The 16,936-nt window shown below is 64.2% G+C and carries 16 protein-coding genes; 11 read left to right on the plus strand and 5 right to left on the minus strand.

The window, feature by feature from the left end:
• Positions 1–56: 56 nt before the first annotated feature.
• Together AWB66_RS01560 and AWB66_RS01565 are read right to left on the minus strand one after the other, a co-directional pair.
• Positions 57–1,091 (minus strand): beta-ribofuranosylaminobenzene 5'-phosphate synthase family protein, encoded by a 1,035-nt coding sequence (locus tag AWB66_RS01560; protein WP_087628495.1) that lies wholly within the window; start codon positions 1,089–1,091, stop codon positions 57–59.
• A 199-nt stretch (positions 1,092–1,290) separates the two neighbouring features.
• Complete coding sequence (locus AWB66_RS01565) at positions 1,291–1,677, minus strand: 4a-hydroxytetrahydrobiopterin dehydratase (RefSeq protein ID WP_087628496.1); 387 nt, start codon at positions 1,675–1,677, stop codon at positions 1,291–1,293.
• Positions 1,678–2,094: 417 nt separating this feature from the next.
• Here AWB66_RS01565 and AWB66_RS01570 point away from each other — a divergent pair, with 417 nt between their 5' ends.
• The 9 genes from AWB66_RS01570 to AWB66_RS01610 all read left to right on the plus strand — a co-directional run bounded on the left by AWB66_RS01570 (position 2,095) and on the right by AWB66_RS01610 (position 11,023).
• Positions 2,095–3,906 carry a methanol/ethanol family PQQ-dependent dehydrogenase gene (locus AWB66_RS01570; RefSeq protein ID WP_087628497.1) on the plus strand — a complete coding sequence of 604 codons (1,812 nt, stop codon included), beginning with the start codon at positions 2,095–2,097 and terminating at the stop codon, positions 3,904–3,906.
• 206 nt (positions 3,907–4,112) lie between these two features.
• Positions 4,113–4,526: a c-type cytochrome gene (locus AWB66_RS01575; RefSeq protein WP_087628498.1), complete on the plus strand. Its 414-nt coding sequence runs from the start codon at positions 4,113–4,115 to the stop codon at positions 4,524–4,526.
• A gap of 58 nt (positions 4,527–4,584) precedes the next feature.
• Positions 4,585–5,460, plus strand: coding sequence for a substrate-binding domain-containing protein (locus AWB66_RS01580; RefSeq protein ID WP_087628499.1), 876 nt, complete (start codon positions 4,585–4,587; stop codon positions 5,458–5,460).
• A gap of 14 nt (positions 5,461–5,474) precedes the next feature.
• Positions 5,475–6,197 (plus strand): hypothetical protein, encoded by a 723-nt coding sequence (locus AWB66_RS01585; RefSeq protein ID WP_200818897.1) that lies wholly within the window; start codon positions 5,475–5,477, stop codon positions 6,195–6,197.
• A gap of 55 nt (positions 6,198–6,252) precedes the next feature.
• Positions 6,253–7,266 carry a LysR family transcriptional regulator gene (locus AWB66_RS01590; RefSeq protein ID WP_087628500.1) on the plus strand — a complete coding sequence of 338 codons (1,014 nt, stop codon included), beginning with the start codon at positions 6,253–6,255 and terminating at the stop codon, positions 7,264–7,266.
• A gap of 713 nt (positions 7,267–7,979) precedes the next feature.
• On the plus strand, positions 7,980–8,822 hold the full coding sequence (locus tag AWB66_RS01595) for a quinoprotein relay system zinc metallohydrolase 2 (RefSeq protein WP_200818898.1): 843 nt from the start codon (positions 7,980–7,982) through the stop codon (positions 8,820–8,822).
• 60 nt (positions 8,823–8,882) lie between these two features.
• The gene (locus AWB66_RS01600) at positions 8,883–9,737 is read left to right on the plus strand and encodes a quinoprotein dehydrogenase-associated SoxYZ-like carrier (RefSeq protein ID WP_087628502.1); all 855 of its coding nucleotides are present in this window, start codon (positions 8,883–8,885) and stop codon (positions 9,735–9,737) included.
• Positions 9,737–10,669, plus strand: coding sequence for an MBL fold metallo-hydrolase (locus AWB66_RS01605; RefSeq protein ID WP_087628503.1), 933 nt, complete (start codon positions 9,737–9,739; stop codon positions 10,667–10,669). Before AWB66_RS01600 ends, AWB66_RS01605 begins: the two co-directional genes overlap by 1 nt.
• Before the next feature lie 45 nt (positions 10,670–10,714).
• Positions 10,715–11,023 carry an EthD family reductase gene (locus tag AWB66_RS01610; protein WP_087628504.1) on the plus strand — a complete coding sequence of 103 codons (309 nt, stop codon included), beginning with the start codon at positions 10,715–10,717 and terminating at the stop codon, positions 11,021–11,023.
• A gap of 31 nt (positions 11,024–11,054) precedes the next feature.
• On the opposite strand, the gene AWB66_RS01615 is transcribed toward AWB66_RS01610, so the two are convergent.
• From AWB66_RS01615 to AWB66_RS01625, 3 genes are all read right to left on the minus strand, one after another.
• Entirely contained in the window at positions 11,055–11,801 is a 747-nt protein-coding gene (locus tag AWB66_RS01615; protein ID WP_087628505.1) for a Pr6Pr family membrane protein, read from the minus strand.
• A gap of 62 nt (positions 11,802–11,863) precedes the next feature.
• Positions 11,864–12,946 carry an aldose epimerase family protein gene (locus AWB66_RS01620; protein ID WP_087628506.1) on the minus strand — a complete coding sequence of 361 codons (1,083 nt, stop codon included), beginning with the start codon at positions 12,944–12,946 and terminating at the stop codon, positions 11,864–11,866.
• Positions 12,947–12,969: 23 nt separating this feature from the next.
• The gene (locus tag AWB66_RS01625; RefSeq protein ID WP_087628507.1) at positions 12,970–14,178 is read right to left on the minus strand and encodes a XylR family transcriptional regulator; all 1,209 of its coding nucleotides are present in this window, start codon (positions 14,176–14,178) and stop codon (positions 12,970–12,972) included.
• 248 nt (positions 14,179–14,426) lie between these two features.
• On the opposite strand from AWB66_RS01625, the gene xylA reads away from it, so the two are divergent.
• Together xylA and xylF are read left to right on the plus strand one after the other, a co-directional pair.
• Positions 14,427–15,743 carry a xylose isomerase gene (gene xylA / locus AWB66_RS01630; RefSeq protein WP_087628508.1) on the plus strand — a complete coding sequence of 439 codons (1,317 nt, stop codon included), beginning with the start codon at positions 14,427–14,429 and terminating at the stop codon, positions 15,741–15,743.
• A 137-nt stretch (positions 15,744–15,880) separates the two neighbouring features.
• Positions 15,881–16,909 (plus strand): D-xylose ABC transporter substrate-binding protein, encoded by a 1,029-nt coding sequence (xylF, locus tag AWB66_RS01635; protein ID WP_087628509.1) that lies wholly within the window; start codon positions 15,881–15,883, stop codon positions 16,907–16,909.
• Positions 16,910–16,936 lie beyond the last annotated feature (27 nt).

The following is a 16,936-nucleotide window of genomic DNA, read 5'->3' on the forward strand; positions in this document are numbered from 1 at the left end:
GGGTTTTTGCGGCGGCAGGACGGGCAGCGCGGCACGCCCGGGCACGCCCTCTCACGTCACGCGGCGTCGATGCCGCATTTCTCTTGATTGGCCGCCCGCCAGTTCGCGCCGCGATTGCGGCCGGTGGCGATCGAGCACGCAATGGACGGCAGCGCGCGGCTCGCCTCGCGCGCGACGGCGAGCGCGCGCTCGGCCTGGCGTTCGCCGTGCAGGAAGGCGAAGCCGGTCGGTCCCCACGAGGTCTGTCCGATGCCCGCTGTTTCGACCGCGGCAACCGCGCCGAGCACGCTTTCGACGGCGGGACTGGAGAACACGCCGCCCTGCACGGGCGCGAAGTACGCGCCGATCGTCTGCTGCAATTCGCCGATGCCTTTCGCGAAGGCGTCGAAGTCGCTCTCGGCGATGCCCGGCAGGATGCGCATCAGCACGAGATGGCTCAGATGCGCCGCGAGCGCGCGCGGAAAGGCGCCGAGGGCGGCAAGGCCGCGCCGCTCTTCGTCGCCGTGCAGGCCTTCGCGGGACGTGTCGTCGACGAGCAGCACGCGCCAGGCGTCGGGAAACGGCTGGCGAAACAGGAGCGGTGGCACGCGCGCGCTGCCTGCCGCGAAGTTCGCGTCGTGTCCGCCATCGACCATCAGCCCGCCGTGGTCGAAGCCGTGAATGCCGATGCCCGAGCGCGCGCCGCGTTCGAGCAGGCGCGCGATCTGCGCGGTAGTCGCGCCGCGACCCGCGAGCCGCACGTAGGCCGTGCCGACCGCCAGCGCGAGCTGCGTGCCGGAGCCGAGACCCGTATGCGCGCGCGGCGCTTCGTTCACTTCCACCGCCACCGGCGAGCCGCCAAACGCCGAGCGCAGTTGCTCCAGATACCGTTCGATGCGCGCGCGCTGCGCTTCGCTCGCGGCGCCTTCGACGCGCATCGTGTCCGCATGCCGTGCGGTGATGCGCGTGCCGTGGGTGTCGATCGTGAGGCCGATGCTGCCGAACGCGCGTCCGAGCGAGGCGTTCGGATCGATGAAGCCGAGATGCAGGCGCGCGGCGGCATCGACCGTCACGGCCGATGGCGGCGAAAGGCGACCGGAAGGCATCTGCATCGCGAGTGTCCCAAGTTGAGGTCGGCGTTCCAGACGGCGCTGGCTGGGCGCGTCGCGCATGGCAGCCGCGCGGGCCGAGCATCTGAGGCAAGAGCCGTACCAGCCGGAGCCGGGCAGGCCTGGGCGCCCGCGCGCGCAGGGACGGCGCGCACTGTGTCACGCCTGCGCCATACTGTTCAACCGGACTTCAGCAAAGTGCTCAGGACTTCGCCGCGTCGTACTTGATATAGCGAAAGCGCTGGTCGTCGGCGGGAGTGCCTTCGAGCGGACCGTCTTCCTTGCCCGGCTGCCACTGAACGACATCCTCGATTTTCGTGGCGAGGGCGAGGTCCTTGTCCGTGATGCCCTTCGCCGTGTGTGTGATCAGCTTCACGATGACGAACGCATACGAGACCGTCAGGTCCGGGTGATGCCACGCCGCTTCCGCGAGATGGCCCACGGTGTTGACCACCATCAGCGTGCCCTTCCAGCCCTCCGTCTTGTACTTGCGCCTGAGCCAGCCGTCTTCCAGATACCAGTGCTGCAACGCGCCGGTGAGCCGCTCCTTGATTTCTGCTTCGGTGTAGACCTTCTCGGCTTGAGTCATGGCGATGGCCTCCAGAGGCGATGTCGATGAACACGAAGTGCGTGCATCCAGTATGCGCCATCGAGGAAAAGGCGCTTGGGTGCTGCATCGCGTCATGTGCGGACGGCGCCTGAAGTGTGGCGTGCGGCGCGCTTCGTATCGCGAATTTGACACAGTATGTGTCGCAAGCCCCGTCGCGGCGATGCCCGGCGCTCGCGGCCCACCCGCGCGCAGGCCACGTGCAGCCCGCGTGCGGCAGCACTGGAGCGGGCAGCGCGCTTTCCGGCATGGAATATGCAATTGCCCCCGATACGCAATCAGCCCGGCAATGAACCGGGCTTGGGCGTTGCTCGTTACCTGCATTCGAGAAGGCGCGCGGGAATGCAAGCGGTAGCGTGGTCATCCCTGGTCGGACGGCATCACCATTCTGGAGGAGACATGAACTTACGCACCCTGGTTCTTGGACTGGCGGTGGTCGCGACGACGAGTCTGAATTCATATGTCGCTCAAGCAGACTCGCAGCTCGACACACTGATCAAGAACCCATCGAACTGGGCGGCACAGGCGGGCGATTATTCGAATCACCGCTACAGCCCGCTCAAGCAGGTCAATGAGCAGAATGTCGGCAAGCTACAAGTGGCCTGGACCATGTCGACCGGCGTGTTGCGCGGTCACGAAGGTTCGCCGCTCGTCATCGGCGACACGATGTACATCCATTCGCCGTTTCCCAACAAGGTCATCGCGATCAACCTGAAAGACCAGACCTTCATCTGGCAATACGAACCGAAGCAGGACACGCAGGTCATCTCGGTGATGTGCTGCGACACGGTCAACCGTGGCCTCGCCTATGGCGACGGCATGATCTTCTTGCAGCAGGCCGACACGAAACTCGTCGCGCTCGACGCGAAGACGGGCGAAGTGAAGTGGACCGCGCAGAACGGCGATCCGAAAGCGGGTGAAACCAACACCAACGCGCCGCACGTCTTCGGCGACAAGGTGCTCACCGGCATCTCGGGCGGCGAGTTCGGCGTGCGCGGCCGGCTGATCGCATACGACATGAAGACCGGCAAGGAAGTCTGGAAGGCCTACAGCACGGGCCCCGACAGCGAAATGCTGCTCGACCCGCAGCAGACGATGACCTGGGTCGACGGCAAGATGACGCCGGTCGGTGCGGATTCGTCGCTCAAGAGCTGGAAGGGCGACCAGTGGAAGACCGGGGGCGGCACGACCTGGGGCTGGTATGCATGGGACCCCAAGCTCAACCTTGTGTACTACGGCACGGGCAATCCGGGCACATGGAACCCCACGCAGCGTCCCGGCGACAACAAATGGTCGATGTCCATCTTCGCCCGCGACCTGAACACGGGTAAAGCGAAGTGGGTCTACCAGATGACGCCGCACGACGAATGGGACTATGACGGCGTGAACGAGATGATCCTCGCGGACCTGCCGATGGGCGGCAAGAAGGTTCCGGCGATCGTCCACTTCGACCGCAACGGCTTCGGCTACACGCTGAACCGCGAGACGGGCGAACTGCTCGTCGCGCAGAAGTACGACCCGGCGGTGAACTGGGCCGACAGCGTCGACGTGAAGAGCGGCCTGCCGGTGCGCAACGTGAAGTACTCGACGCAGGCAGCCGGTCCCGACAAGAACGTGAAGGGCATCTGCCCGGCGGCGCTCGGCTCGAAGGACCAGCAGCCCGCATCGTTCGACCCGAACTCGGGGCTCTTCCTCGTGCCGACGAATCACGTCTGCATGGACTATGAGCCGTTCGAAGTCGAGTACGTGTCGGGCCAGCCGTTCGTCGGCGCGACGCTCTCGATGTTCCCGGGCCCGAACGAGAAGGGCGCGATGGGCAACTTCATCGCGTGGGATGCGAGCAAGGGCAAGATCGCGTGGTCCAAGCCGGAGAAGTTCTCGGTGTGGTCGGGCGCGCTCACGACGGCCGGCGGCATCGCCTTCTACGGCACGCTCGAAGGCTATATCAAGGCAGTGCGCATCAAGGACGGCAAGGAGCTGTGGAAGTTCAAGACCCCGTCGGGGATCATCGGCAACGTGTTCACCTATCAGTTCAACGGAAAGCAGTACGTCGGCGTGTATTCGGGTATTGGCGGCTGGGCGGGCATCGGCATGGCAGCCGGCTTGCAGAAGTCGACCGAAGGCCTGGGCGCGGTCGGCGGCTATCGCGAACTGGCGAAGTACACGGCGCTCGGCGGCACGCTCTTCGTGTTCGCCATCCCGGGCGGCTGATTCGTTCCTGCCCGATCTCTGAGTCACATCAAGCGTCAAACGCACGTCACGCCCCGCCTCGAAACATGAGGCGGCGGCTGGCGGCGTCCCGAAAGCAGCAGAAGTTCGTGTTTCACCCCGGCGCGAATGCCGGAAGAACCGCAACCCTTGCATGCGGTCCGGGTCAGGCGCCAAGGCGCCGGCTTCGGCCGACAGGAGACAGACAGATGAAAGGCCGAGCACTCTTGCCGCTGGCGATAGCACTCTTTGCGTTGCCCCCTTCCTATGCCCAGACCGATGCCGGGCAAATGAAGCCGGTGGCGTACAAGGTCGTCGACGGCAACAAGGTCGACAGCAACACCCTGCAAGGCTGGAAGACGTGGCGGGCGCTCGCGTGCGAACGCTGTCACGGGGCGAAGCAGGAAGGCATGGTCGGCCCGTCGCTGATCGAGGCATTCAAGACGCTCGACACGAAGGAGTTTCACCGCACGGTATTCGGCGGTCGGATCGACAAGGGCATGCCCGACTTCAGTTCGAGCCAGATGATGCAGAAGAACTGGGAAAACCTGTACGCGTATCTGAAGGGGCGCTCCGACGGCAAGATCAACCCGGGCGACTTGCAGGCCATCGATGCCAAATGACGTGCTTGCGTGCTACGTTGTGTCAAACGTGTGCCCGAAGTCATAACCGGAGGTGTCGATGTCTGATTGCAAGGTAAGGCGTGTGTTCGTTGCGGCGCTGCTCTCGGCGTGCGCCGCGCAAGGCGCATTCGCCCAGGATGCCGCGTTGCCCAACAACGACGGCGCCGATGGCGTGCTGCGTGTCTGTGCCGACCCGAACAACATGCCGCTGTCGAACAACAAGGGCGAGGGTTACGAGAACAAGATCGCGGACCAGATAGCGAGCGACTTCGGCTACAAGATCGAGTACACGTATTTTCCGCAGCGCATGGGCTTCATCCGCAATACGCTGCGCGCCAAGGTGCCCGACACCGAGCGCTTCAAGTGCGATCTCGTGATCGGCTTGCCGAAGGGCTACGACCTCGCGGCCACGACGCGCCCCTACCTGCATTCCACCTACGCGATGGTGTTCCCGAACCGGCCCGAGTTCGCGAGCATCCAGACGCCTTCCGACCTGCTGAAGCTGCCGCCCGATCAACTGAAGAAGCTGCGGCTCGGCATCTTCTCGCAGACGCCCGCCGTCGACTGGCTGCTCGGCAATAACCTGATCGAACAGGCCGTGTCGTACAAAGTGCAAAGCGGCGACCCGCAGGCATTCCCGGGCGAAATGATCGAGCACGACCTGACGAAGGGCACGGTCGACGTCGTGTTCCTGTGGGGACCGATTGCCGGCTACTTCACGAAACGCGCAGGCGATTCGGTGCGGCTCGTGCCGTTCCCGCCGACGCCCGGCATCCGCTTCGACTACGAGATCTCGATGGGCGTGCGCTACGGCGAGAAGGCATGGAAGGACAAGATCGACAACTGGATCGCCGCGAATCAGCCGAAGATCGACCAGATCCTGACGGGCTACCAAGTGCCGCTCCTGCCGTTGCAACCGGTATCCGCGCAATGAGGGGCTTGCCTGTGATGAAGGTCGCAGCAGGCCTCTTTGCAGCCGCGCTCGCAATGCAGGCGAACGCCGCCGACAAGCCCGGCGACGCCATCGCGCCGGCCGAACAGCTGCTCTTCATGTCGCCGCACATGAAGAGCATCGGTGCCGAGACCGAGCTGGACTATGTGATGGAGATGTCGGGCCCGCCCGCGAAGGTCAACGATACGGTGCGCGTGCTCGTCGTGAGCGCGGGCAACGCGAACGGCGATGCGCGCGTGTCCGATCGCACGGGGCCGGTGGACGTGCCGGGCAACCTGCCGTGCAATCCGGTGATCCTGTACTTTCTCGAACACGACATCGCCGAGATGGAGCAGATGACGGGCGGCAAGCGGCGTTATTTCCAGCAGCGCGTGCGGCTTGCGCTCGCGGCCGGGCCGCCGATCACGCAGATCGTGAGCGACGCGGGCGGCAAGAAGGTGAAGGCGCAGAAGATCGTGATCCAGCCGTATCTCGACGACCCGAACGCCTCGCGCTTTCCGCAGTACACGGGCAAGCGCTACACATTCATCGTCGCCGACGACGTGCCGGGCCACGTGATGACGATCCGCACCGAAGTGCCCGGCCAGAACAACGATTTCGATCATCCGCTGCAAACGGAGACGCTGAATTTCCAGAGCGCGCAGCATGCGCTCGTGCCGGCGAAGCCCGGCAACCCCGTTCCCCAGAAGCCGGCGAACGCACCGCGCGCGAGCCGTTGATTGTGGTTGGAGCCGGGCGCGTCGTCCGGCTTTTCTCGACGCATGGCCGCCCATCGTGAACTTCATCCGCTCGCTGACGTTGCGCCAGTTGCAGATCTTCGTGATTGCGTGCCGCTGCCCGAGCTTCGCGCGCGCGGCCGAGGAACTGCATCTCACGCAGCCCGCGGTGTCGATGCAGATCCGGCAGCTCGAAGAGGCGATCGGACTGCCGCTCTTCGAGCGCGTCGCGCGCCGGCTTTCGCTGACCGAGGCGGGCGAGCGGCTCTCGCATCACGCGAGCCGCATCCTCGGCGAGATCAAGGACGCTGAGGACGCGATGATGTCGCTCACGCAGGCCGACAGCGGTTCCATCGCGGTGAGCATCGTGAGTTCCGCGACTTACTTCGCGCCCAAGCTCCTCGCGCTTTACTCGCAGCAGTATCCGAAGGTCGACGTGCGGTTTTCGGTCGGCAATCGCGAGACGCTGTTGCGCTGGCTCGCCGATAACGCGACCGACCTCGCGATCATGGGCCGCCCGCCGCCCGAACTCGGCACGACGGCCGAGCCGCTCGCGTATCACCCGCATGTGATCGTCGCGCCGCTGACGCATCGCTTGCGGCATGCGGAGCGGTTCGATCTGCAGGAGCTTGCGGGAGATACGTTCCTGTTGCGCGAACCGGGTTCCGGCACGCGCGCGGTCGCCGAGCACATGTTTCGTCAGCATCTGTTCGTGCCCGCGCGCAGCGTGACGCTCGGCAGCAACGAAACCATTAAGCAAGCCGTGATGGCGGGCATGGGCGTGAGTCTGATCTCGCTGCACACGCTCGCGCTCGAATTGCGCACCGGCGAGATTGCCGTGCTCGATGTGAATGGCATGCCCATTGAGCGCACTTGGCAGCTGGTGCATTCGCGTTCGAAACAGTTGTCGCCGACGTGTCTCGCGTTTCGGCGCTTTCTGCTCGAACATGCCGAGCCGTTTCTCGAAGCGGAATATGCCCCGTTCGGGGTGCGGCGCGGGAAGCGGCCGCAGGGGGAGTTGATTGGGGGGGCTGCCTCGGCGGCGGGGGTGGGTGGGGTGAACACCGTCTGATGTTTCTGCGCTTCTATGGAACTTGCTTTCTTTGTGGTCTATTAGCTCTGCCCCTGTCCGGGGCGGGACTTACTTTCTTTGCTGCTGCAAAGAAAGTAAGCAAAGAAAGCAGCTTTTTTAGGCAGCAGTTCTTGAAGCGGCAACGCCCTTGAAGTACTGAGTGGACATACCGCCTAAGTGTCGCCCTCAAAGGTCCTTAGCGGCTTGGTGCGATTAACCATTGTGTCATCGCGCAGCGAACGAATTGGTACAGCCGTCATCCATCCGTCCTCGCTTCGCTCAGACGTCAGGTGTATTGGTTGCGCGGTTGATGTTTGCGGTTGCGGTTGCCGTTGCGGACCCATGGTTTTCGGTTATGCCTGTCGTCCGCGAAGCGCGGACGGGTGGATGACTGCCTTACCAAGTAGTTTGCTGTGCGATGACACGGTGGTTAATCGCACCAAGCCGGGTTAGTCCTTAGAGGGCGACCTTTAGGCGGTATGTCCACTCTGTATTGTGCGGGCGTTGCACTCATGAGACTGATGCCAGAAAAGCTGCTTTCTTTGCTTACTTTCTTTGCAGCAGCAAAGAAAGTAAGTCCCGCCCCGGACAGGGGCAGAGCTAATAGACCACAAAGAAAGCAAGTTCCACGAAAGCGCTATGGGCACCACCTGACCCTCACACTCCTGCTGTGCACGAGCGCAGCAGCCCAGTCCGCAAAGCCACTCGCGGTGATGCAATTCGCTCCGGGCCTCTACGTGCATCGCGGCCACGACGACGTCGCGACACGCGAGAACAAGGGTGATATCGCGAACATCGGCTTTATCGTCGGCAAGCGCTGCGTCGCGGTGATCGACACCGGCGGTACGGCCGAAGAAGGCCGCGAACTGCGCGCGGCGATCCGCGCCGTGACGCCGCTTCCCGTGTGCTACGTCATCAACACGCACATGCATCCGGATCACATCTTCGGCAACGCCGCCTTCCGCGACGACCGCCCGACGTTCGTCGGCAGCGCCACGCTTGGCGAGGCGGAGGCATCGCATGCCGAGAGCTACCAGCGCGTGCTGCGGCGCGAACTCGGCTCGCTCGCCGATGGCAGCGAAATCGTCTTGCCGACGCTCGTCGTCGAGTCGACGAAGACGCTCGATCTCGGCGATCGCAAGCTCGTGTTGCGCGCATGGAAAACAGCCCATACGAACAACGACCTGACGGTATACGATGAGAAGACCGGCACGCTCTGGCTCGCGGATCTGCTCTTCGTAAAGTGCATCCCCGTGATCGACGGCAGCGTGACGGGCTGGCTCGCCGACATCGCGCTGATTCGCCAGATGAATCCGCGGCGGGTGGTGCCCGGGCACGGTCCCATCGACACACCGTGGCCCGCCGCGCTCGATGCCGAAGAAGCCTATCTCGCGAACCTGGCGCGCGATGTGCGTGCGGCAATCGGGCGGGGCGAGACGATGCAGCAGGCCATCGATACGATCGGCGTGAACGAGCACAACAATTGGCTCCTCTTCGACCTCTACCATCGCCGCAACGTGACGGCCGCGTATGCCGAACTCGAGTGGGAAAAGTAAGACCGCGGTAGTGCCGCGCGACGCATTCCGTCGCGCAAGCAGAATGAACGGAGGGACATCATGGTCATCTCAAGGCGCAACTCGCTGATCGCCTTATTCGCGACGCTCGCACTGAACGGCGCCTACGCCGCGCAGCCCGACGACGATCCGGGCAAGGAAGCGCACTGGCTCGACTTCAAGGAAGGCATGTTCAAGGGCCGCCCGGTCGATGCGCATGGCGACGCGGTCATCAAGCTCGAAGCGCCCGCGCGCGCCGCCGATGCCGCCGTCGTCCCGATCTCGATCACCGCGCAGTTTCCGCAGACGCCCGCGCATTTCATCAGGAAGATCTATCTCTTCATCGACGAGAATCCCGAGCCGTATGCGGGCTTCTTCGAATTCACGCCGGAATCCGGGCTCGCGAACATCGAGACGCGCGTGCGGGTGGAGGACTACACGTTCATGCGGGCCATCGCGGAGACCAATGACGGGCATCTGTATAGCGCGGTGCGCTTCATAAAGGCATCGGGCGGATGCTCGGCGCCCGCAGGCAAGGACGACGCCGCCGCCGAGGCAAGCGCGGGCCAGGTCCGGATCACGGCTGAAGGCAAGACGGTCGTTGGACAACCGCAACTCGCGCAGGTGATGGTGCGCCATCCGAACCGCACCGGCATGGCGATGAACCAGGTCACGCGCAATTATTCGAGCGCGTATTTCATCCGCAAGGTCGCGGTGACTTACGACGGCAAGCCGGTCATGACGGCCAACGTCAATTTCTCGATCAGCGAGAACCCGAATTTCCGCTTCTACTTCGTGCCGCAAGGCAGCGGCGAACTAAAGGCGCAGGCCGAGGACACGAAGAACAAGCAGTTCCAGGGCGCCGTCGCGGTGAACGCGCAAGGCGGCGTGCAACGCACTTCATCGAACGGGCTCTGATGCGCGCCTTGCAGCGGCTCCTTCTCTTGACGATGTTGCTCGCCTGCGCGGCGCTGGCGCGCGCGGCGGCGGGCGACGTGCCCGTGCCGCAGCAGATCGCGCCGGGCGTGTACGCGATGTTGGGCGACGCCGATGCGGTCGCGCCGGCCAACCGCGGCATCGTCGCGAACAACGGATTCATCGTCGGCAAGAGCGGCGTGACGGTGGTCGATACCGGTTCGTCGTACCGCTACGGGCGCGCGATGATCGAAGCGATCCGCGCGGTCACGCCGCTGCCCGTCGAACTCGTCGTCATCACGCATCAGGCGCCGGAGTTCGTGTTCGGGGCGTCGGCGTTCCGGGACCGTGGCGTGCCGATCCTCGCGCATCGCCGCGCGGCGGAACTGATCCGCGAGCGCTGCGCGATCTGTTTGAAGAACCTGCAACGCACGCTCGGCGACGAGGAGATGAGCGGCTCGCGCGTGACCGTGCCCGATCGCACGGTGGATGCGAGCACGCGCATCGAAAGCGGCGGACGCGAACTGCAGTTGCTGCACTTCGGTCCGGCAAGCACGCCCGGCGACCTCGCCGTGCTCGATACCGCGACCGGCGCCGTATTCGCGGGCGGCCTCGTGAACGTCGGACGGATTCCCGAGCTTCGCAACGAACAGATTCCCGGCTGGCTCGCGGCGCTCGACCAACTGCGCGCGATGGAGCCGCGTGTCGTGGTGCCGGGCTTCGGACCGCTCGTGAAAGACGGCGACGGATTCAGGCAGACCGCGACGTATCTTCGCGAACTCGACACTGCCGTGCGCCGCGCCTACGCCAACGGCACCGGCCTCACCGACGCGATGCATACCGTGCAACTGAAGGATTTTCGCCACTACCAGCTGTATGCAATCGCGCAGCCGCAGAACGTGCAGCGGCTTTATCTGCAACTCGAAAAGCAGTGACCCGGCATTCAAACGTCCAACTCAGATCCACACAGGAGACACCCTATGGCTACACTTTTGGCGCTCTACAAGACCCCGGCGAACCCGGCCGCCTTCGATGCGCACTACACGTCCACGCATGCGCCGCTCGCGAAGACGCTGCCGGGACTCAAAAGTTACAGAATGAGCAAGGGGCCCGTGAACGTCGCGGCGGGTGAGTCGCCGTATTACCTCGTCGCGATCCTCGAATTCGAATCGCTCGCGGCGATCCAGACGGCACTCGGCACGCCCGAAGGAAAGGCGACCGCCGGCGATCTCGCGAACTTCGCGCAGGCCGGCGTCGAGTTGTTGATGTTCGACACGCAAGAAGCCTGAACGCGGATTCGGTGTCACGACGCGGCGGCGCTTAGCGTTCGTCGCGTGCCTGTTCTTGCTGCTCTTCTTGCTCGGCGGCGTCGGGCATGTCGAGATCCGGGCGGCGATGATTGATCGCGATGAACACGCCCATCAGCGTGAGAAACGCGAGCACGAGGAGCGTCGCGTTAGCGAGGACGTGCGGATAGCCAAGCTCGCCGACATCGATGAACGGATACGGATAGAAATCCGACACGCTGCCGCGCAAGAGCGTCACGCACAGATAAGCGAGCGGATAGACGAGCCAGAGCAGGCATTGCCGCACAGTCAGGTGAAAGCGCGGCACGAAGAACACCCAGAAGAGCGCAGCGAGCACCGGCACGAACGTGTGCAGACACTCGTTGACGAGCGCGCGATAGCCTGACGGCGTCCACAGATAGCGCAGCAGCACGTTGTACGCGATGCCGACGAACACCATGTAGACGACGATGGCCGTCACGACAGTCGGCTGCCGGAAGAAGCGCGCGACGGGCGAACGCGCGCGCGTCGCGACGAAGGTAAAGCAGATCGCGCTCAGGAACACGGTGAGGTTCGTGAGGTAGCTGCTCATGCGCTCGATGCCGTCGAAGACGGTGTAGCCGCGCGATACCCAGCGGTCGATCGTGATGTCGGTCTGCGCGGCGAGCGCGAGCCACGCGATGAGCGCGATGGCCGCCGCCATCGAAAGCGATGCGACGCTCGGCGTGTGCAGCGGGAGTTCCGGTTCCTGGCCGCCGGCTGGGGGATTCGAAGTAGCCATGCCGCTGATTCTATCGGCGACGCCCGGTCCGTGCAGAGCGTGCGGCGATGGCAAGCAAACGCCTAGCGCACGCCCAGCCTGTAACTCGTCGTCTGCCGGTAGCACTCGCCGGGCCGCAGCACGACCTTGGCCGCCTCACGGTCCATATTGACCTGATTCGGGAACGCGCCCGTTTCGAGGCAAAGACCCGCATGCTTGCGATACACCCGGCCCCCGCGCCCCACGACGCCAGCGAGGAAATTCCCCGTATAAAACTGCATGCCCGGCATGTCCGTGGCAACGGTCAGTTCGCGCCCGCTCGCGGGATCGTAGAGAACGGCAGCGGTGCGCAACCGATCGTCTTTCGCACGCAGCACATAGCAATGATCGAATCCCCCGGCGCGCGCGAGCTGCACATCGGGCCAGTCGAGCCGCGCACCGATCGGCGCGCCCGCGCGAAAGTCGAAGGCGTTGCCCGCGACGTCGGCGCGTGCCACCGGAATCATCGTGTCGTCCACTTCGAAGAACGCATCCGCTTCGATCGCGATGACGTGGCCGCGCACGTCGGGCGCATCTCCCGACAGATTGAAGTAAGCATGATTCGTCAGGTTGACGGGCGTCGGCGCATCCGAATGCGCCTCGTAGTCGATCGTGAGCGTGCCGTCGTCGTCGAGCGAAAAGCGCACTGCGACCTTCAGCGCGCCGGGAAAGCCCGCGTCGCCCTCGGGCGATTCATGCGTCATGACGAGCGCGCCATCCACTTCGCGCGCGCTCCACATTGCACGATGAAAACCGGTCGCGCCGCCATGCAGATGATTCGGCCCGTCATTGCGATCGAGCGAATACGTCACGCCGTCGAGCGCGAAGCGCGCGCCCGCGATGCGGTTCGCCCAGCGCCCGATCGTGCCGCCCATGAACGCGCTCGCGGCGAGATAGTCCGCGGGTGTGTCGTGGCCGAGCAGCACGTCGGCGATGCGGCCCGAGCGATCCGGCGCGTGCCACGACACCAGCGTCGCGCCCAGGTCGCTGATCGCCACGCGCATGTCGTGCGCGTTGCGCAGCGTGAAGAGCCGTGCCGCGTCGCCGCCGGGCACGAGCCCCCAGCGCTCGACGCCGATGCGTGCGTGAGTGGTGCGGCCGGTGCTGCCGGTGTCGGCGAGATTCATGAGGACGAGTGGGATGCGTGGCGTCAGCCGGGTTGCGGCGCCTGCGATTTTTGCAGACGCTCCTGAAACTCGCGCGGCGTGCAGTCGAGTTCGCGACGAAAAACAGCGTACATGTACTGCACCGATGTGAAGCCGCAGCGAATCGCCACTTCGGCGCTCGACATGTCGTGACGTGCGAGCAATTGCTTCGCGACATCGAGCTTGTGATTGAGGATTTCCTGATGCACGGTGTAGCCGAGTTCGCGCCTGAAGTGATCTTCGAGCGACGAGCGCGACACGCCCACGTAATCGGCGACCTGTTCGGTCTTGATGCCCTGACATCCATATTGCCTGACGTAATGCCGCGCGCGCATCACATGCGGGCTCGACACGGGCTGATGGCGCGTCGATTCGAGCACGTTGATCCCGACCGGCGGCACGAGAATGCGGCGTCCGGCGAAGCGCGCGCCGCCCAGCATCTGGTGCAGCAAGTGCGCGGCGGTGCGGCCCATTTCCTCGGTGCCCTGGATCACGGATGAAAGCGGTATGCGCGTGAGCGAGCGCGTAAGCGGGTCGTTGTCGATGCCGATGATCGCAACTTCCTCGGGCACCGCGATGCCCGAAATCAGACATGCCTGCAACAGATGCCGCGCACGCGCATCGGTCACGGCGATCACGCCGACGGGCTTCGGCAGGCTTTGCAGCCACGACGTAAGTTGCGCGCTCGCCTGGTTCCAGACGGGCGCGCTCGTCGGCAGGCCGCGATGGATGTCGGCTTCGAGTCCGTCGGCGTCGAGCAGCGCGCGGAATGCGAGTTCGCGCTCCTGCGCCCAGCGGTTCTCGAGCGACTCCGGCAAGCTGTAGAGTGCGAAGCGCTGCAAGCCCGCGCCAATCAAATGCGTGTACGCGAGCGATACGAGCTTCGCGTTGTCGGTGGCGATGTACGGCAGATTCGCGGGATAGCACGCTGCATCCTCATACGACGAACCCACCGCGACCACCGGCAGCGGACAATCGGCGAGCGCATCGCAGACGGCGGGATCGTCGAAGTCTGCGATGATGCCGTCGCCTTCGAAGCGCTCGATGCCGGTCAGGCGCGCGCGGAAGTCTTCCTCCAGAAAGAGGTCCCATGCGACGCGCGTCGACAGCAGATAGTTGCCAATGCCGGTGATGATCTCGCGGTCGTACACCTTGTTCGCATTGAAGAGCAGCGCGATGCGGTGCGTGCGTGGAGCGGCCTGATGTCTTGTCATCGACTGTGCTTGAACGAAGCGGTCGCTTCGTCGTCTCCTTATGCGGCTTGCGCCTTGTTTTAAGCGTTCAGCTTATTCTAGGCCGCAGTGCGAGCGGCCCGCCAGCGCATTATCGCCGACAACAAGAATCGACATCGGCGCTGGCGGATTTCGCAATTGCCGCGATCCCCGGCATGCTGGCAGCATGGCGTCACTTCATCGCCGTTGCGCTTCGTGCGGTGCGGCATACAACATTCATGGAGACGCGCATGTCCTACTTCGAGCACCTGCCCGCCGTTCGCTTCGAGGGCCGCGAAACGACGAATCCATTTGCCTATCGCCACTATGACCGCGACAAGCTCGTGCTAGGCAAGCGCATGGAAGATCATCTGCGCCTTGCGGTCTGCTACTGGCATACCTTCGTCTGGCCGGGCGCCGACATGTTCGGCGCGGGCACGTTCAAGCGTCCTTGGCAGCAAGCGGGCGATGCGCTCGAAATGGCGCAGCTCAAGGCGAACGCCGCGTTCGATCTGTTCGGCAAGCTCGGCACGCCGTTCTACACCTTCCACGATACCGACGTCGCGCCCGAAGGCGACGGCATTCGCCACTATGTGAGCAACTTCAGGAAGATGAGCGACTACCTCGCGCGCAAGCAGTCCGACACGGGCGTGAGGCTTCTCTGGGGCACGGCGAACCTCTTCTCGCATCCGCGCTACGCGGCGGGCGCGGCAACGAATCCGAATCCCGATGTGTTCGCGTTCGCGGCGACGCAAGTGTTGCAGGCGCTCGAAGCGACGCAGCGTCTTGGCGGCGAGAACTACGTGCTGTGGGGCGGCCGCGAAGGCTACGAGACGCTGCTCAATACGGACCTGAAGCGCGAGCGCGAGCAGCTTGCGCGTTTCCTGTCGATGGTGGTCGAGCACAAGCACAAGATCGGTTTCAAGGGCGCACTGCTGATCGAGCCGAAGCCCCAGGAGCCGACCAAGCACCAGTACGACTACGACGTGGCGACCGTTCATGGCTTTCTCGCGCAGTTCGGCTTGCAGGACGAGATCCGCGTGAACATCGAGGCCAATCACGCGACGCTCGCGGGTCATTCCTTTCATCACGAGATTGCGACAGCGATTGCGCTCGGCGTGTTCGGCAGCATCGACGCCAATCGCGGCGATCCGCAAAACGGCTGGGACACTGATCAGTTTCCGAACAGCGTCGAGGAACTGACGCTCGCGTTCTATGAAATCCTGCGTCACGGCGGCTTTACGACGGGCGGCATGAATTTCGATGCCAAGGTGCGCCGCCAGAGCGTCGATGCCGAGGATCTGGTTCACGGTCACATCGGCGCGATCGACGTGATTGCGGTAGCGCTTGAACGTGCCGCCGCGCTCATCGAAGACGATCAGCTTGCAAGGCTCAAGGAAGCGCGCTATGCGAATTGGGACAGCGACTTCGGCCGCAAGGTGCTGGCGGGCGGCTATTCGCTCGACTCGCTCGCGGCCGACGCGCTCGCTCGCGAGATTGCACCGAAGCACGTCAGCGGGCAGCAAGAGCGGCTCGAAAACATCGTCAACCGGGCGATATATGGTTAGCTTTGCAACCGGTTTGATACACCACGCATAACGACGACCGCGAACCACGATTCGCGGCGCATCAGCAGGTTCCGCCGGCGTTCCCTCTCTCTCGCATGCGGGGAACGGACCGGCCGCCAACCATATAGGAGTGAGACATGAAATCAGCCATGCGCCGCAAGGCGTTGAGTACGCTCGTCTGTACCGCGATGTTCGCCAGCCTGTCGATGGTTTCGTCGCTGGCTCATGCAAGCAAGGACAAACCCGAAATCGGCTTTTGCATCGACGACCTGCGCGTCGAGCGCTGGTCGCGCGACCGCGATTACTTCGTGGCCGCCGCCACGAAGCTCGGCGCGAAGGTGTCGGTGCAATCGGCGGATGCAAGCGAAGCGCGTCAGATCTCGCAGATCGAGAACCTGATCTCGCGCGGCGTCGATGTGATCGTGATCGTGCCGTTCAATTCGAAAACGCTCGGCAACGTGGTGGCCGAGGCGCACAAGGCGGGCATCAAGATCGTGTCGTATGACCGCCTGATCCTCGACGCCGATGTCGACGCCTACATCTCCTTCGACAACGAGAAGGTCGGCGAGATGCAGGCGCAGGGCGTATTCGGCGCGCAGCCGAAGGGCAACTATTTCCTGCTCGGCGGCGCGCCCACCGACAACAACGCGAAGATGCTGCGCGAAGGGCAGATGAAGATCCTGAAGCCCGCGATCGATCGTGGCGACGTGAAGATCGTCGGGCAGCAGTGGGTGCCGGAGTGGAGCGCGGCGACGGCGCTGCGCATCACCGAGGACGCACTCACCGCGAACAACAACAAGATCGACGCCATCGTTGCGTCGAACGACGGTACGGCCGGCGGCGCGATCCAGGCGCTCGCCGCGCAGAAGATGGCGGGCAAGGTGCCGGTGTCGGGACAGGACGCGGACCTCGCGGCGGTGAAGCGGCTGGTGGCCGGCACGCAGACGATGACCGTCTACAAGCCGCTCAAGCTGATCGCGGGCGAGGCGGCGCAGCTTGCAGTCGATCTCGCCAAAGGCCAGACGCCGAAGTACAACGCGAAGTACGACAACGGCAAGAAGCAGGTCGATACCGTGCTGCTGCAACCGACGCTCCTCACGAAGGGCAACGTCGACGTCGTCATCAAGGACGGCTTCTATACGCAGGCTCAACTGGCTGGCAACTAGGCGGCGAGCGCGGGCGCACCGAGTGTG

Origin of the sequence: Caballeronia telluris, assembly GCF_001544495.1 — a bacterium.
GTDB lineage: Bacteria > Pseudomonadota > Gammaproteobacteria > Burkholderiales > Burkholderiaceae > Caballeronia > Caballeronia telluris.

Bases quoted from the DNA above. Each gene is read 5' to 3' on its own strand.
- AWB66_RS01560 (WP_087628495.1), bottom strand. From the start codon at position 1,091: ATGCAGATGCCTTCCGGTCGCCTTTCGCCGCCATCGGCCGTGACGGTC.
- AWB66_RS01565 (WP_087628496.1), bottom strand. From the start codon at position 1,677: ATGACTCAAGCCGAGAAGGTCTACACCGAAGCAGAAATCAAGGAGCGG.
- AWB66_RS01570 (WP_087628497.1), top strand. From the start codon at position 2,095: ATGAACTTACGCACCCTGGTTCTTGGACTGGCGGTGGTCGCGACGACG.
- AWB66_RS01575 (WP_087628498.1), top strand. From the start codon at position 4,113: ATGAAAGGCCGAGCACTCTTGCCGCTGGCGATAGCACTCTTTGCGTTG.
- AWB66_RS01580 (WP_087628499.1), top strand. From the start codon at position 4,585: ATGTCTGATTGCAAGGTAAGGCGTGTGTTCGTTGCGGCGCTGCTCTCG.
- AWB66_RS01585 (WP_200818897.1), top strand. From the start codon at position 5,475: ATGAAGGTCGCAGCAGGCCTCTTTGCAGCCGCGCTCGCAATGCAGGCG.
- AWB66_RS01595 (WP_200818898.1), top strand. From the start codon at position 7,980: ATGCAATTCGCTCCGGGCCTCTACGTGCATCGCGGCCACGACGACGTC.
- AWB66_RS01600 (WP_087628502.1), top strand. From the start codon at position 8,883: ATGGTCATCTCAAGGCGCAACTCGCTGATCGCCTTATTCGCGACGCTC.
- AWB66_RS01605 (WP_087628503.1), top strand. From the start codon at position 9,737: ATGCGCGCCTTGCAGCGGCTCCTTCTCTTGACGATGTTGCTCGCCTGC.
- AWB66_RS01610 (WP_087628504.1), top strand. From the start codon at position 10,715: ATGGCTACACTTTTGGCGCTCTACAAGACCCCGGCGAACCCGGCCGCC.
- AWB66_RS01615 (WP_087628505.1), bottom strand. From the start codon at position 11,801: ATGGCTACTTCGAATCCCCCAGCCGGCGGCCAGGAACCGGAACTCCCG.
- AWB66_RS01620 (WP_087628506.1), bottom strand. From the start codon at position 12,946: ATGAATCTCGCCGACACCGGCAGCACCGGCCGCACCACTCACGCACGC.
- AWB66_RS01625 (WP_087628507.1), bottom strand. From the start codon at position 14,178: ATGACAAGACATCAGGCCGCTCCACGCACGCACCGCATCGCGCTGCTC.
- xylA (WP_087628508.1), top strand. From the start codon at position 14,427: ATGTCCTACTTCGAGCACCTGCCCGCCGTTCGCTTCGAGGGCCGCGAA.
- xylF (WP_087628509.1), top strand. From the start codon at position 15,881: ATGAAATCAGCCATGCGCCGCAAGGCGTTGAGTACGCTCGTCTGTACC.